We start from the raw sequence: 15,419 nt of genomic DNA on the forward strand, positions 1-15,419 counted from the left end.
GATATTTTTCAAGATTGGATGCAATTCATGTGCAAATCTTATCAAAATGACTGTTTTATTCAGGGTGCGTAACTGAATGCTGCTGAACCCTATTCAGCAATACTGAATTTTTGCCATCAAGCTTAAGGATGAAAGATGCTGTTAAAAGCTCCTGAATGCAGTTATATATATTCAAAATGCCTAAGTTATCTAATATGGTGGACATCAGGAGATCAATTTCCGGGCGAATGGAAAGAATCGTTGATCTGTCAAACCGGATATACCAGTTAGCTGAATTGGGGAGCCAGGAGGTAGTGTCCTCACAGATTCTATGCGATTTCCTTTCATCAGAAGGCTTCAAGATCACTAAACCGCTGCTGAATATGAAAACTGCCTTCAGGGCAGAATACGGAAAGGGAGGTACCACAATAGGTTTCCTGGCAGAATACGATGCACTACCCAACGGCCATTCATGCGGTCATAACCTTATCTCTGCATGGGCGGTCGGATGCGCAACAGTGCTTAAGGATGTATCCACAGACATAAAAATCGTCGTGATCGGAACACCCTCAGAGGAAGGAATTGGAGAATACGCCGGAAGCAAGGTAACCATGGCCGCTCAAGGTGTATTCGACGACATTGACATGGTATTCGGCTTCCATGCTGATGATAGATGGGGAGTTGGTTCCACGTCTCTGGCAGATATCACACTGCAGCTTACCTTTTCGGGAAAGGCGTCACACGGTGCAGACGCTCCTCAACTGGGAATCAATGCCCTTGATGCGGCAGTCAGCACATATTCTGCCATCAACAGCCTGAGAGGTTGGGCAAAGAATGACCGGCACCTTGTCATAGGAATGATCATCAGGGAAGGAGGGCAGGCAACAAATGTCATTCCCGATAAGGCCGTAATGGATGTGGAAATCCGGTCAACTTCATCAGATTTCGTCAGGGAATTTTCTGGAAAGGTTGAGAACATGGCCATATCCATAGGCAGTGGATACGGGGCAACAGTCAAGGTGCGGCAAATAACACCGCTCTATGAGAGTTACCTGCACTCCAGATCTCTTGATTCCATACTGGTTAACGAGTTGAAAAAGTTGAATATAAATCCAGTCAATGTTGATGATGATTCCCAGATACCATCTGGAAGTACCGATGAGGCTAACGTGAGTATGGTAGTTCCAACAGGGCATATAGATATGCAGATCGGTTATCCGGGCATTCCTGGCCACTCAGATGAATTCAGGGAGGCAGCCAATCCGTATGCGTGCTCCACAAACCTGTCTCTTGCAATTGAGGCAACAGTGAATGCTGCAATCAGGGCATCCAGCCATGAAATGAAAGCTCAGATACTTGGGGAATTCCAGGAGGCGAAAAAGAAATGAGGGAAGATTATAGCGAGGTTAAGGAAATAGTCAGGCCTCCATCTCTTAAGCCAGGAGATGAGATAAGAATCATTGCTCCCGCAAGCGTTCCAGACATGAGGGCGCTTTCAAAGAGTGTTACGAGGCTTACAAAGATGGGCTACAGGATATCGCTTGGCAAGAACATCAGGAAACTTGTACAGAGAAATTCGCTTGCAGCACCGAGCCAGGACAGGGCTGATGAGATCATGACGGCATTCTCAGACGATTCCGTGAAAGCCATCCTCTGTGCGCGGGGTGGATACGGCTCCATACACATTCTTCCATACCTTGATTACGACCTTATCAGGGATCACCCGAAGATCTTCGTGGGATACAGCGATATAACAGCGCTGCACATGGCCTTCAACAAGCTTTCAGGCCTCATAACATTCCATGGACCAATGCCTGCATCGGATCCGGATGAGTACAGCAAGGCCACATTCAAAAACTACACTGAAGTTCTCTCAGGAAAGTCAGATGATCTCTCCCAGTTCATAGACAACGTTGTGAAATATATTCACAAAGGAAAGGTCGACGGAAGATCTGTTGGCACGAACATATCTGTTTATTCCTCACTGATAGGCACCAAATATCTGCCCTCATCTGACGGAAGGATACTGTTTGCTGAAGACACTGGGATAACATCGGGAGACCTCGACAGGTATTTCTCCGTCATGCAACTTTCCGGTATTCTTGACAGATTTGTTGCATTTGCACTTGGCGATTTCAAGCAGATTGTCGACATTGAGGAACCAATGCCATATATTGAGGATATAGTGCAGCTTTATCTCACAGAGTTGCAGAAGCCTTCCATTTACGGACTTCCCTTCGGCCATGTTGCAGACAGCCAGATGCTGATACCCATGAATGCTATGATGACTCTATCCACAGACTATCCCTATGTTGAGCTGAAGGAAAATATCGTGGAATGAGTGCTACACTATGGCAGTTTAATAAGGCAGAGAACAGGCAATGTCTCTGTTCCTCAGTCTGAACAGGGGAATGTGTTGAAGGCATATCTCCATTGCATGCAGACAGGGACGTATGAACATGGAACGCTGATACCAGCAGAAATGTAATTTTCAGGACCGTAAAGATATTAGAACTCGTAAATGGGTTCTTGCAAAACCGTCCGAACCGTGAGGGATGAAGGCGAAAGCGGAGCAGAAGCGAGAAACTCCGAGCTTTTGCTGGGAGATTGTGTCGGGAAGTGCATGTACCAACTTCTATCGTTCCTTTGACCGGCATATCGGGGGCGATGTTTCCATGTGCAAGGTATAATGATCCAACGGATTTGTAGAATTCCATTGAAATATTGCCACTTCCTAGTGATTAGAACTAAGCCTCAACCATGGTCTGCGCATGTTAATTTACTAAAACCTAGAATTGTTGGAACGAATCTTGCAATTGTTCTTCCTCTATTCTATGACTCATCTCTTGACTTCCAAATGTTGTCCACCTATATCCCGTACACTGTATGGTGAAGGATGACAAATATACCCATGTGCATCAAAGAAACATAAATCAGGTATTTGCAATTTAAATGCCCCCGATTAAATGTAAATTGTAAGTCTGAATTATTCTATCAACAATGTTTATGAATTAATTGGAATATTGCCCTGTGTGAACCTTGATTATCTGAAGGTGTTCGTGGATCTGGTAAACTCTGGAAACATGCGCAAGACCGCCAGAAATCTTGGGATAACTGAAGCCACAGTGAGCTACAGGCTAAAGCAGCTTGAAGGCATGGTGGGTAACGAACTTTTCTCCCGTGATTCTAAGAAGCTTGAGATCACGCAGTTTGGCAAGGAATTTTACCCCGATGCCATACAGATCGTCTCCATAATCGATAGGTATTCCCGCAACCATGATACGAGCAGTACCCTTAAGACCATGAAGGTTTCGTCAGGAGAAATAGCCGCCATACATCTTTTGCCGGGACTCATAAAGAGCTTCAGGGATAAAAATACGGATATCTCTGTGGATATGGAGATCGGCAGTTCCTATGAAATCATTCAGAAACTTGTTGACGCCAAAACCGATGTTGGCTTCGCGGTCAGCCTTAGTTTTCCGGAGTTTCACTCCGTTCTTTCCAGGATGGGGGTAACCCAACTTACTGACATAGAGCTTATTTTCATTGCTCCTACTGGCTGCAAGTTCCTGGAAAGAAAAGTCCTGAAACCAAAGGATCTTGTCGTGATGCCTTATATTTCAAGGTATGGTAATTCCGGGGTGCAGGCTCAAATTGAAAAGATACTCCAGAATGCCGGAATGTCCGAAAGCGATCTTAACATTGTATTCAGGCTGGAAAATTCATCATCAGTAATAAATGCAGTCTCTGAGGGACTTGGCGTATCAATAGTGGCAATGGTGCAGGCTGAGAAGCATATCAAAAATGGATCCATAGGGTGGCTGCCAATTGATACTGATGTTAAAACAAGCCTCTATCTGGTAGACAGATGGAACGGAACAAATGAAACGGTAAACAGATTTGTCTCCTTTGTGAAGTTCTACATGGACAAATACCTTAATAAAAAATAGAAAATGGTGCAGATTCCTAAGACACCAGATATTTTTTTACTGTTGCTTCATTGAGATCTATCCCGAGTCCCTCAGTTTTTGGCACCCTGATCTTTCCCCCCGATTGCGCATCCAGGTTAACCTTCAGAAGATCACTTTTCAGGGGATTGGATTGCTCGTGGGACCATGCAGTTCTCATGTACTCATATGTGAGGAAATTCTGTGCATAGGCTGCCAGATGCAGCTCGGCCGTCATTGTTACGCCCGAGGAGCTTCCCGTGTGAGGTGCGTATGGGATGCCGTAGGCTCTGGCCATCGACAATATGTTCCTCACTTCAGTGAATCCCCCGGCACGCCCAACATTTGGCTGGATGATGTCTATATTCCCGGATGTTATAAGATCCCTGAACCCATATTTCGTGAATTCTGATTCTCCTGCAGCTATTGGTATATCCAATTTCTGCGTGAGTTCATGATATCCTGGCATGTTGTCAGGCGGTATTGGCTCTTCAAACCAGAACACGTCATATTTCTCAAATATTCTTCCTAGCTTCAGTGCTGAATTGACTGTATATCCGGAATTGGCATCCACCATGATTGTAAGATCATCACCATATTCTTGCCGAAGCAGCTTGACAGCCAGCGCATCCTCTTCCACGCCTCTGCCTATCTTCAGCTTCACCTGAGTGAACCCCTCGTTAAGGATGTTCTTCACCTCCTGCACTACCTCCTTGGGCTTCCTGAATCTAATGGACGAAGCATAGCACTGTATGTCATCGCGGAACTTCCCTCCAAGCAGGTTATAGATAGGGAGTTTGAGCGTTTTACCCATGAGATCCCAGATGGCCATATCGACACCGCTGATGGCCTCTATCATGTAGCCTTTGTAGTGTCCGCGTTGCTTCATTGTGGCATACATCTCTTCCCACAGGAACTCATAATCGAATGCGTTTTTTCCCGCGATTATGGGTGTGAGTACGTCCATTATGATGCTTTTAAGTGCTTCCGGAGCAAGTCTTGTCATGCATTCTCCAATGCCCGTAAGCCCGTTATCTCCCGTTACCTTTACAATCACACTTTTGTAGGACCCAAACACTATGGATTTGAGTTCCTGGTAATATGGCAGGCTCTCCGGCGGTGTGGTAAGATCAGTTATTGGCACCACAAGGTTGAGAACCTCCACGCCTGTAATTTTTAACTCCTGCATAGCTTTCACATTTCCTGGGGTACAATGATGTCAACAAAGTGCCCCTGAAATGGTAACTTCAAGCAATGTTTAAACTTTTCTATCAAACTACATATTGATAGAAATCCTTATACATTCAATTGATGTATACCTCATGAGGGAAATCATAATGAGTGATTTATCTGACAGAAGTGTTGGAAAAGCCGGAAGCATTCCGGCCCGTCTTGAAAGATTGCCCGTTAGCAGGTATCACTGGACGCTCGTGATACTGGTGGGGTTCATTTACATGTATGAATCTCTAGACCTGGGGATAACAGGAACTGTGAGTACCGTGCTAGGACATTTTCCGGGCCACACAGCTTTTCTTATTGCATTTTTCGGAATCGCCGTAACAGTGGGCATCGTGATAGGAATGGCATTTTCCGGGAGACTGGCTGACAGGTATGGAAAGAGGAGAATTGTGCTGTTTGGCCTGATCATTCTTCTTGGAATGTCAGGGGTTATTGCCGTCATTCCTGCGAATTTTCCGCTACTGATTGTGCTGCGTGTCATACAGGGAATTGCCGCTGGAGCCGTATACGCATTCCCATATTCCTACCTGGTGGAGTTCATTCCAAAGAGCCGGAGAGGCTACTTCATCGGTTTCATAGACCTGTTCTTCGTTTTCGGATATTTTCTGGCCCCACTGATTTCCCTCTTTGCAATACCATACTTGAGCCCATCAATATCGTGGAGGGTTGTGTTTGCTATAGGATTCGTTCCCATCGTCCTCTACCCCCTCTATTACAGATATATCCCGGAATCACCCAGATGGCTTGAGCGGAACGGGCGCTATGAAGAGGCTGATAATATAGTCACTGGCATTGAAGATAGAATCAGGAAACAATACGGCAAAGAACTTCCCGCACCCGTGATAACAGAGGATCTCAAGGAGGTTGAAGCCATCAGGCCAGGGGTTAGGGACCTCTTCCAGAGAAAGTATCTGCGCTACTCAATTCCGTTGTGGATATATACATCGGCGATGTTATCGGGTTTCTACATCTCGAGCATATATGCACCGACGATCTTTGAGAGTTTCGGCTTCACGGCTTTCTACGCACTGCTATTCACCCTGATCATGAATGGCATAATGCTGTTTCCAAAGATGGGGGTCATGTTCACGGCAGACCGTGTTGGAAGGAAGAGGCTGGGAATTATGCTGATGGCTCTTGCTGCCGTATTTTCACTGCTCCTCTACACAGTTCACTTCAGCCTTGTCCTTGTTGTAGTACTGGTTTTCGCGGTGTTCTGGTCTGTTAACGCCAATTCCCCACTGTGGAGAATGTTCGCCAGCGAAACATACCCCACAACCGCCAGGCAAACGGGAGTATACTTCAATGAAATGGTATCACGGCTGTGGTCGGGTGTCATCTTCACACTGATAATAGGGTATGACATAGTGTCTGCCTCACTGAAAGGATCTGCAAAAATACATGCAATATATTTCTCCTACCTGCTCATAGCAATAATCAGCATTATAGGAGCCATGTCGGTATACTTCCTGAAGGAAACCGCCAATAAGCAGCTTGAAAAAATAGAATATGAGATAAACAGGGAAACAGAAGTGAGACAATGAGTATTTACAGGATTGCAGTGGCAGATGGCGACAGTATTGGTCCTGAAGTTGTGCACGCGTCAATGGATGTGTTAAACTTCCTTCAGGATTCCATTTTCAGCGACGTGAAAATTGAATACAGAGAAGTTGAGGTTGGTTGGAAAGGGCTGAAGTCGCAGGGGTCAAGCCTGCCCGAGGAATCGGTGAAGAAGATGGAGGCAAGCGATGGTCTCATACTGGGCCCACTGGACGTCGGCAGGTATCCAGTTGGGGACCCTGGGGGACCGAGTCCCTCCGGAAAAATCAGGAAACATTTTGATCTCTTTGCCAACATCAGGCCAACTGTTTCCTACGGCATCAACAGGAATTACCCCGATGGTGAAGTCAACCTGGTGATTGTAAGGGAGAACACGGAGGGTTTCTATGCTGACAGGAACATGTACATGGGAAATGGGGAATTTATGCCAACGAAGGACGTCGCGATGGCAGTAAGGGTCGTGACAAGAAGAGGGTCCCAGCGCATAATAAGGGAGGCTTTCAGGCTGGCCGCCGCCCGGAGGCAGCACGTGACCGCCGTACACAAAGGCAATGTTCTAAAGGTTTCAGATGGTCTCTTCCTCCAGGTATTTGGCGAGATCGCAGAGGAATTTCACGCTATCCGGGCCGATGACAAGATAGTTGATGCAATGGCATTTGACATTCTGACCAACCCACAGAAATATGATGTCATTGTCACCACAAACATGTTTGGTGATATACTCAGTGATGAGGCCGCAGGAATTGCCGGGAGTCTCGGGCTTGCCCCCTCACTGAATTCAGGCGAAAATTATGCTATGGCCCAGGCGGTACATGGGTCAGCACCGGACATTGCAGGGAAAGGGATAGCTAATCCCATTGCTGAGGTCCTATCCTGTGGAATGCTCTTGGACTGGCTTGGAAGCCGTAACAATGATCCCAGGCTGGCAAAAATGTCATACCTGATTGAATCAGCCGTCAGGAAACTGATCGTTAAGAGAGAAAACCTGACTCCGGACCTTGGAGGTCACGGAACCACGGAATCAATAACCAGAGGAATTATCAGCAGATTGGAGGAGATGAAGAAATGAAGGAAACCTGGATAGATTTCAGCCATACATACGAGGAGGGGATGCCTGAGGCTGCAGGCCATGCACCAATGAAAGCTGAGAGGGTGAATAACAGGAATACCGGCTCCAGGATAACTAACATCACATTCAATTCGCATTGCGGCACCCACATAGACGCTCCATACCACTACGTTGACGGAGGGAGAACCATTGACACGTTCTCTCCTGATTCCTTCCATGGGCTGGCTGCCATCCTCGACCTGGCCAGAGATGAATTTCAGGCAATAACCTACCAGGATATACACGCAAACAGGGATCTCATTATGAGGGCAGACTTCGTTTTCATAAGGACCGGGTGGGAGGAAAAGTGGAACCTTGATGAATACATATGGAAGTATCCATACATATCTGCAGAGGCTGCAGAATACCTGACAAAATTTAATATCAGGATGGTTGGAACAGACACCATGTCCCCGGATCCATCTCTCAGGAGCGGACTCAGGAAAGGTTCTCCTGCGCACATGGCACTCCTGCCAAGAAACATCCTGATTATTGAGAATCTTACGGGAATGAAATCTGTTGCAGGCAAAATTGTTGAGGTTTTCTGTTTCCCACTGAAATTTGCGAAAGGAGACGGATCTCCTACCAGGATAGTTGGCAGGCTCCAGGGATAGGTCCATTCCAAATTTTTATTGCCCGACACCCGTTGACCTAGCATTCCTATTTTGATCCAGTTGTGAGTCTCAGACATCTCCCTGAAATATTTCCTGAATTGAAAAAAAACAAAATCAGGGAGGAGTGATCTCATCCCTGATAAAGGATTTTACTGCATCAAAATTGACGGCATGGCCTGCTGAACCAGAAGCCATGCTTCTGTTAATCGAAACAGCATAGTGGCACTGTACCTTGTGTCCGATTGAAACCTCTGAAAGCACAGGCTTGGTCTCACGACACAATTCTGTTGCAAGAGGGCATCTCGGCGCGAATTTACAGGCCGGAAGTGCATCATCCACAGTTTGGGTGAAAATATTCTCGCCAAGACTTTCGCTGATGCTTCCCTGAACACCCATACTGGACAGTATTAATGCAATTGTGTATGGATGTGTTGCTTCTCGGATTATCTGCTCTGTGGTGCCGGATTCAATGATTTCCCCACGGTACATAACATAAATTCTATCACTGATGTATCTCGCTGATGCGATATCATGTGTAATATAGAACAGTGTCACCCCGGCTTCATTTCTTAATTTCCTGAGCAGATTCAGTATTCCCGCCCTCAGGGAGACATCCAGCATTGATATGGGTTCGTCAGCAACAAGAATCCGTGGACTCATGGTCAGGGCCCTGGCTATTGAAACACGCTGCCGCTGTCCTCCACTGAGCTGATGAGGATATTTATCAATGTAATCACTAATGGGAGTGAGTTCTGCTTCCATCATTGCCTTCCTTACAATCCCATGGATTTCGGTCTCAGTCTGGGCAAGCTTGTTTATTCGCACAGGCTCCGAGATTATCTGATAAATTGAGAAACGTGGATTGAGGCTTTGAAACGGATCCTGGAATATTGTCTGTATCCCTTTCCTGAGATTCTTGACAAGTTTTCTGTCTTCAAAACTCACTTTACCCCCCAGTAATTCCAGCGTGCCATCACTGGGAACTTCCAGCAGGCCGATTATCCTGCTCAGGGTGGTTTTACCCGATCCGGTTTCACCCACAAGGGCAACAGATTCTCCCTCATTAACGACAATATTTACGCCTGAAACTGCTGTCAATTCAGCTCCCTTACCACCTCTACCCGCTCTTAAACCAGCTCTCTTTGCAAATCTCTTGGTAAGATCGCGTGTTATTATTACAGGATTCTGCTTTACGGCCTTAACTAAATTGATCTTGGCTGAGACCCCTTTTCCCTGTACTTTGCGACCATTTTTAAAAGGCAGAACCACACAGGCAACCTCATGCGAGTTGCTGACAGCCCTGAGATTCTCAGAACCATCATTGCGGCAGGAATCTTGCACATAATTGCATCTTTCAACAAAGGGGCAGCCATGAATAACCTCAGTTAACCCGGGAGGGGCGCCGGAAATGGGCTCAACCTGTTCTATGTCCTCTGTCAGTTTCGGGATAGAATCTATTAGCAGAGCCGTGTAAGGGTGCTGGGCAATGGTGAAGTTCACTCCCGGAAGCTTTTCCACGATACGTCCTGCATACATTACCATGATTCTATCGGAGAGGTTGGAGACCATTGACACATCATGGGAGATGCTAAGGATGGATACATTGAATTTCTTCCGTAGATTTCGCAGTTCCTCTATTATCCTGTATTGCGTTATGACGTCAAGTGATGTTGTTGGCTCGTCAGCAATAATTAGGGCCGGATGCAGCGAGATCGCCATGGCTATGACCACCCGCTGCTTCATTCCTCCGCTCAGCTGGTGCGGATATGCATCATAAACCCACTTGTCAAGGCCCACAGTGTCTAGGAGCTGCCTGACCATTTCTACGGCTTTCTCGCGCTGGACATTCTCCCGGTAGATATAGATATCAGAAATTTGCTCCCCCACAGTGAACAGGGGGTTCAGAGAATCCAGGGCTCCCTGGAACACTATTGATATTCCCTTCCACCGGACCACCTTCAGACTTTCCTCAATCTTTGTTGACTTTCTGGTTGTCCTCAGGGTATATGAGGCTCCTCTTTCAGAATCGACAATGACCTCTCCCTTGAAGTATACCCGGCCTGAGGTCACCACTGTGTTCTGGGGAAGAATATGCGAGATTGCCATTGCCAGTGTGGACTTTCCACAACCACTCTCCCCCACTATGCCGATGCTTTCATTTTCCCTGATTCCAAAGGTCACGTGAGATAAGGCGTAAACCCTTTTGTTACCGATGGTATATTCGAGCGAAAGGTCATCCACATACAGGATGTAATCCTCATAATTTATTCCGTTAAACATATTATCTCCTCAAGGTTACGTCAGTAACCTCCCTTATTGTATCTCCCATCATGTTGAATGCGATTACTATGAAGACAATGAACAGCCCGGGAAATATGGAAATCCACCACTGGCCTGAGATGACATATTGAAGTCCGTCAGTAATCATGGAGCCAAGCTCCGGTGTGGGAGGAGGTATTCCTACCCCCAGGAAACTCAGGCTTGCCGCTATTATTATTGCATTCCCAAGTCCCAGAGCATACAGGATGATTGTTGGTGTAATGGCAACAGGAAGTATGTGCTTTGACATTATGTGCCATCTGGATGCTCCCTGTGAAATAGCTGCCTGAATATACAGATCGCTCTTTGTTGAAAGAACAGCGCTTCTTGACACTCTTGCAAATCCAGGTATTGAGATTACAGTAACTGCTATTATTATGGTCCAGAATCCCTGCCCTATGACTATGGCAATGGCGATGGCAAACAGGATTGAAGGAAATGATAGGAGAATGTCCATGACCCTCATTATGCCGTTGTCCGTGATCTTGCCCATGTATCCAGCCAGCAGGCCAAGTGCCACTCCAAGTATGTAACCCAGCGAAATTGAAAGGAAGGCAATGGCCATGTCCAGCCTTATGGCATAGAGCACGCGTGAAAAGACGTCCCTTCCGTATCCGTCCGTTCCAAACAGATGAGATAGTGATGGTGGGGCAAGCCTGTTTGTGAGATCCAACGCAAGAGGGTTATATGGGGCTAACAGAGGCCCAAATGCTGCCAGAAACACGTAAACTGAGAGTATGGCCGCTGCAGCAACTCCAGTGGGATTGCGGAAATACATGGAAACCGTCTCGAATAGTTTACCATGAACGCTGAAGAAGCCATTTCTCTTAATCGTTTGAATATCCTCAATCATTCTAACCAACCCTCACTCTGGGATCAACATAAGCATAGATCAGATCCGCCAAAAAGTTGAAAAAGGCGAATAGCAGTCCCGAAATAAGAACAACAGCCATGACGCTGGGATAGTCAAGCTGATCTATGGCCTGCACCGCAAAAAGACCAAGCCCCTGCCAGGAAAATACAGTTTCGGTCAAAACCACACCGCTGATTATGGCACCAGCCTGTATAGCAGCAACCGTGATGCCAGGCAGAAGAGCATTCCGAAGGGCGTACTTATTCACGATGATTTTCCTTGGAAGCCCTATGGCGACGGATGTCCTCATGTAGTCCCGGTTGAGTATATCCAGCATGCTTGATCTTATGACCCTGGACAGTGTGGCTATGCTGGCAAATGAGAGCCCGACTGCAGGCAGGATTATGTGCCATGTGGCATTTAAGAAATCTGGAAAATTAAGCTCAAGCAAGCTGTCCAGTATGGTCATGCCGGTAATCCTGGTTGGCGGGGTAAGGCTCTGACTCAATTGGCCGTAAGGTGCCGGCGCAACTCCTAGATACGTGTAAAAGACGAGAATCATCACAATTTCAATCCAGAAAACAGGCATGGAAATGCCAAGAAGGGAAAGGATCCTGCTGGTATGGTCTCCTGCCTTGTTGACCCTGAGGGCAGCGTAAACACCGGTGACCACGGCTATGGGTACGGAAATAATCATTGATGCGAGACCAAGTTCCAGGCTGGCGGGGAATCGTATAGCTACCTCATAATTGACAGGCTGACCCAAAATATATGAGTACCCAAGATTGAAATGCAGCAACTGCCAGAGGTAGAGGAAAAATTGGATGTAAAGAGGTTTGTTGAGGCCAAGTTCGGCTTCTATTATCTTCAGTTCGGTTCCATTGACTTCCGGACCTATCAGTATGAGCGCAGGATTTCCGGGAACAATTCTGGAGAGAATGAAAGTTACAAGTATTACGCCAAAAATGGTTGGAATGAGGGAAATAATCCTCTTTCCAATAAATTTCGAGGTTGGGCCCATTGAATCAACTCATGCTTGCCTGTCCGAAATATATATCAAATGTCGGATAGATATAGAGGTTATGCACATTTGTAGTCATTGGTAGCACGTTCTCAAGGTTGAACAGTGGTACCTCCACTGCCTGTGATGCCAGGATGTTCTGCACCTGATGGTACAGTGCATCACGCTGCGTCTCATTGTAGAGTTTGCCAGCCTCTACTAAATCCTTGCTGACGGTGGTGTTGTTGAAGAAGTTATAGTTGCCGTAGATACCCATATTTGCCGCATTGAACAGAGGCCTCATGCCATCATCAGGAGTCGCCAGAAGGTTTACCCAGCCCTCATAGAACATCTGCCACGTACCAGAGCCTGCCTGATCGTCAAATGTAGCTGATTCCAGAGGCTGAAGGTGAAGGGTGATATTGATCTTAGCCAGCTCGCTCTGCAATATGGTGGCAACTGATGTCCCGATGGGGTCTCCAGAAGTATAGTAGAAGTTTGCGGAAAAGCCTTTACTGTATCCTGCCAGCGACATGTAGTGTTTTGCCGTTGTGAGGTTATACGTGTAATTCTGGAATGCTGGGATATAGGATTCAATAGACGGAGCCATGACGCTCTTCAGTGGGATTCCATATCCGTACGTTGAGTAGTTGGTGACGTCGGTGACATTCACAGCGTATTCTATGGCCTTCCTTACGTCCAGATTCTGGAAGGGCGTCGTGTTCTCATCAAGTCCGACATAATATTCCGATGATGTGGGTCCAGCTTTCACCTTAACATTGCTGTATCCCTGCACCGTTGACATCTCTGACAGGGGGATGTTGTATGCAAGGTTCACAGATCCTTTCTGAAGCAAGGTCTGCTGGGTTGCAGGTGATGGGACGACTTCAAAGACCAGGTTTGTTATGTTCGGTTTTGCCCCCCAGTAATTGGGATTTGCAGTGAGGACAATCTTTGATGCCGAGTAGCTGTTAAGCTCATATGGACCAGTTCCCATAGCATGATCGGACATATACGTGTTGACAGATCCATTGACTACTCCGCCGTGATCATTAACGTACGTTGGATCAACGATATCAGTGACCCAGAGCTGGAAGAGATTCAGGAACCATGGATATGGTGATGATGGAACAACTTCTATTTTGTATGGACCAAGGACATGAATGCCACTCTCGTTAAGAAACGAGAAAACATGGAAGTCGGCTCCCTGCTTCATCTGTATGACCCTGTCAAGAGTGAATTTAACCGCTGTAGCGTTGAAGGGGTCTCCATTGGAGAAAGTGACATTCTGCCGCAGGTTGAATGTTATTGCTCCTGTGGTGCTGTTGATTACCCAGCTTGTGGCAAGCTCAGGAACTGGGTTCAGGGATCCAACAGTCTGTCCGCCTACTGTTGTGGTGCCATACCCCACAAGTGTCTGATAGATCTGGTCGTCGAAGAGAACTGAATATGTATCAAAAGCCACCGCCGGATCTATGGACGAGGGGGTATCGGAACTAGCTATAACCAAGGTATTGCCTTTGAGCCCTGATGAACTAGGCAGCTTCAAAATGTGCAGACCTACACCAAGACCAGCAGCAATAACCACAATCACAATTATGATTGCCACTATGTATACTGGTTTACTTACCATTGGAGATGCTCATGAAAGAACCTGTTCATCTATATTTTTTGACAGGTGTTAAAGTATGATATAATCTCTGATAGACAATATGTATCACACAAGCATGTTCTCGGCATTAAAATTGAACGCTCTGGCGTGTATTCGCAAGACGAATTTTTACTCTTAAGATCGTTTCAATTAGAGCAGATTTATCTGAAATGTAAATCCAGTCGAATCTTATGGGATTCTCTTATATATCAGCGAATGCAGCTGGTAAGGATGACTCAAGGCTGGCAACGGAGATTCAGTTTTACAGGTTAAGAAAAATGTCCACCTGAGTTGTTAGATAATTAGCCTTCATATTAGATCCAGGAAAAATCATTATGCAGGGGCTTTTAAACGGGGTATCCTGGAATGCAGGTCCGGTGACTTTCTGAAAAAAAGAGCGATGACAGCTATCTCTTCATTTTCCAATATCTCTGAAAACAAGCCTCTCCAGTTTTCTTAACCGGTACGTAAGTGTCGATCTCGGCATCTTTATGTTCCTGCTGAGTTCTGAAAGTGAGGATTTGCGAGGCCAGTCATAAAATCCCTGAGCTAGGGCCTGTGTCAATATATTGAATACCTCCGGGCCGACCGCACTATCTATCCTTACTTTCCAGACATCAGAAAAAAGTTCAGAATACTCGGAAATGAAGTTATTTGTGGACAGTTTTTTCACTCTCAGCGTACTGGTATTGCTGTCGTTCAGTTCCTCCTCAATCCCCTTTACGCTTTGGGATTCATTAGAAACAAAAAACCATCTCTCCTCTCCATTTTTGACCAGGATTGGATGCATCCTGAAGCCGATCTTTGATACCCATTTGTAGGCGGAAGTTTTAGGAAAACTGTACATTAGAGACATTGTTGTGGACCCCATGCCCAGGACTTCAAGATCCTTCAAGTCTCCGTATTCGTTGAGAATTTTAATGGTATCTTTAAGATCCTCAGCAGTCTTTGAATAAAATATGCTGAGTGTTTTCTGGTATTTCTTGCTGGAGTCTATTGTGTTCATAATGAAAATGGTCAAATCGTGGATTCTGGATGTCACGAAGGTGTGAGGGCAATCATGTTGCTTAATGGAGATAGAATAAATATTGACCATCCCAGCTACACTTCTCTCTTATATTTAAATATTTCTGAGTACGTGACTAGATA

Annotated in this window: 12 protein-coding genes; 6 read left to right on the forward strand and 6 right to left on the reverse strand. The window is 46.1% G+C overall.

The genetic code is table 11. The annotated features are described in order from the left end of the window. Positions 1 to 194: 194 nt before the first annotated feature. The 3 genes from RE469_10030 (at position 195) to RE469_10040 (ending at position 3,929) form a co-directional block, all read left to right on the forward strand. A complete protein-coding gene (locus RE469_10030) occupies positions 195 to 1,367 on the forward strand; it encodes a M20 family metallopeptidase (protein ID WMT44523.1) in 1,173 nt (390 codons plus the stop codon). Next, complete coding sequence (locus tag RE469_10035) at positions 1,364 to 2,320, forward strand: LD-carboxypeptidase (GenBank protein ID WMT44524.1); 957 nt, start codon at positions 1,364 to 1,366, stop codon at positions 2,318 to 2,320. Before RE469_10030 ends, RE469_10035 begins: the two co-directional genes overlap by 4 nt. Before the next feature lie 691 nt (positions 2,321 to 3,011). Next, entirely contained in the window at positions 3,012 to 3,929 is a 918-nt protein-coding gene (locus tag RE469_10040; GenBank protein WMT44525.1) for a LysR family transcriptional regulator, read from the forward strand. Between the two features lie 16 nt (positions 3,930 to 3,945). On the opposite strand, the gene RE469_10045 is transcribed toward RE469_10040, so the two are convergent. After that, complete coding sequence (locus tag RE469_10045; GenBank protein ID WMT44526.1) at positions 3,946 to 5,115, reverse strand: mandelate racemase/muconate lactonizing enzyme family protein; 1,170 nt, start codon at positions 5,113 to 5,115, stop codon at positions 3,946 to 3,948. A gap of 94 nt (positions 5,116 to 5,209) precedes the next feature. Between RE469_10045 and RE469_10050 the strand changes: the two genes are divergently transcribed. From RE469_10050 to RE469_10060, 3 genes are read left to right on the forward strand one after another with little or no spacing between them, the layout of a single operon-like run. Next, positions 5,210 to 6,709, forward strand: coding sequence for an MFS transporter (locus RE469_10050; protein ID WMT44527.1), 1,500 nt, complete (start codon positions 5,210 to 5,212; stop codon positions 6,707 to 6,709). After that, positions 6,706 to 7,794 (forward strand): isocitrate/isopropylmalate dehydrogenase family protein, encoded by a 1,089-nt coding sequence (locus tag RE469_10055; protein WMT44528.1) that lies wholly within the window; start codon positions 6,706 to 6,708, stop codon positions 7,792 to 7,794. The genes RE469_10050 and RE469_10055 overlap by 4 nt, the downstream gene beginning before the upstream one ends. Then, a complete protein-coding gene (locus RE469_10060) occupies positions 7,791 to 8,447 on the forward strand; it encodes a cyclase family protein (GenBank protein ID WMT44529.1) in 657 nt (218 codons plus the stop codon). The genes RE469_10055 and RE469_10060 overlap by 4 nt, the downstream gene beginning before the upstream one ends. Before the next feature lie 114 nt (positions 8,448 to 8,561). On the opposite strand, the gene RE469_10065 is transcribed toward RE469_10060, so the two are convergent. The 5 genes from RE469_10065 to RE469_10085 form a co-directional block, all read right to left on the reverse strand. Beyond that, positions 8,562 to 10,727 carry an ABC transporter ATP-binding protein gene (locus RE469_10065; protein WMT44530.1) on the reverse strand — a complete coding sequence of 722 codons (2,166 nt, stop codon included), beginning with the start codon at positions 10,725 to 10,727 and terminating at the stop codon, positions 8,562 to 8,564. A gap of 1 nt (position 10,728) precedes the next feature. Continuing rightward, entirely contained in the window at positions 10,729 to 11,619 is an 891-nt protein-coding gene (locus RE469_10070; GenBank protein ID WMT44531.1) for an ABC transporter permease, read from the reverse strand. A 1-nt stretch (position 11,620) separates the two neighbouring features. Then, the gene (locus tag RE469_10075; protein WMT44532.1) at positions 11,621 to 12,640 is read right to left on the reverse strand and encodes an ABC transporter permease; all 1,020 of its coding nucleotides are present in this window, start codon (positions 12,638 to 12,640) and stop codon (positions 11,621 to 11,623) included. A 4-nt stretch (positions 12,641 to 12,644) separates the two neighbouring features. Further along, positions 12,645 to 14,252 (reverse strand): ABC transporter substrate-binding protein, encoded by a 1,608-nt coding sequence (locus RE469_10080; protein WMT44533.1) that lies wholly within the window; start codon positions 14,250 to 14,252, stop codon positions 12,645 to 12,647. A gap of 433 nt (positions 14,253 to 14,685) precedes the next feature. Then, entirely contained in the window at positions 14,686 to 15,276 is a 591-nt protein-coding gene (locus tag RE469_10085; GenBank protein WMT44534.1) for a helix-turn-helix domain-containing protein, read from the reverse strand. Positions 15,277 to 15,419: the final 143 nt, after the last annotated feature.

Origin of the sequence: Cuniculiplasma divulgatum (genome assembly GCA_031200235.1) — an archaeon.
GTDB lineage: Archaea > Thermoplasmatota > Thermoplasmata > Thermoplasmatales > Thermoplasmataceae > UBA509.

Excerpts from the sequence above, each read along its gene's own strand:
- RE469_10030 (WMT44523.1), top strand. The coding sequence starts at position 195 with ATGGTGGACATCAGGAGATCAATTTCCGGGCGAATGGAAAGAATCGTT.
- RE469_10035 (WMT44524.1), top strand. The coding sequence starts at position 1,364 with ATGAGGGAAGATTATAGCGAGGTTAAGGAAATAGTCAGGCCTCCATCT.
- RE469_10045 (WMT44526.1), bottom strand. The coding sequence starts at position 5,115 with ATGCAGGAGTTAAAAATTACAGGCGTGGAGGTTCTCAACCTTGTGGTG.
- RE469_10055 (WMT44528.1), top strand. The coding sequence starts at position 6,706 with ATGAGTATTTACAGGATTGCAGTGGCAGATGGCGACAGTATTGGTCCT.
- RE469_10060 (WMT44529.1), top strand. The coding sequence starts at position 7,791 with ATGAAGGAAACCTGGATAGATTTCAGCCATACATACGAGGAGGGGATG.
- RE469_10065 (WMT44530.1), bottom strand. The coding sequence starts at position 10,727 with ATGTTTAACGGAATAAATTATGAGGATTACATCCTGTATGTGGATGAC.
- RE469_10070 (WMT44531.1), bottom strand. The coding sequence starts at position 11,619 with ATGATTGAGGATATTCAAACGATTAAGAGAAATGGCTTCTTCAGCGTT.
- RE469_10075 (WMT44532.1), bottom strand. The coding sequence starts at position 12,640 with ATGGGCCCAACCTCGAAATTTATTGGAAAGAGGATTATTTCCCTCATT.
- RE469_10080 (WMT44533.1), bottom strand. The coding sequence starts at position 14,252 with ATGGTAAGTAAACCAGTATACATAGTGGCAATCATAATTGTGATTGTG.
- RE469_10085 (WMT44534.1), bottom strand. The coding sequence starts at position 15,276 with ATGAACACAATAGACTCCAGCAAGAAATACCAGAAAACACTCAGCATA.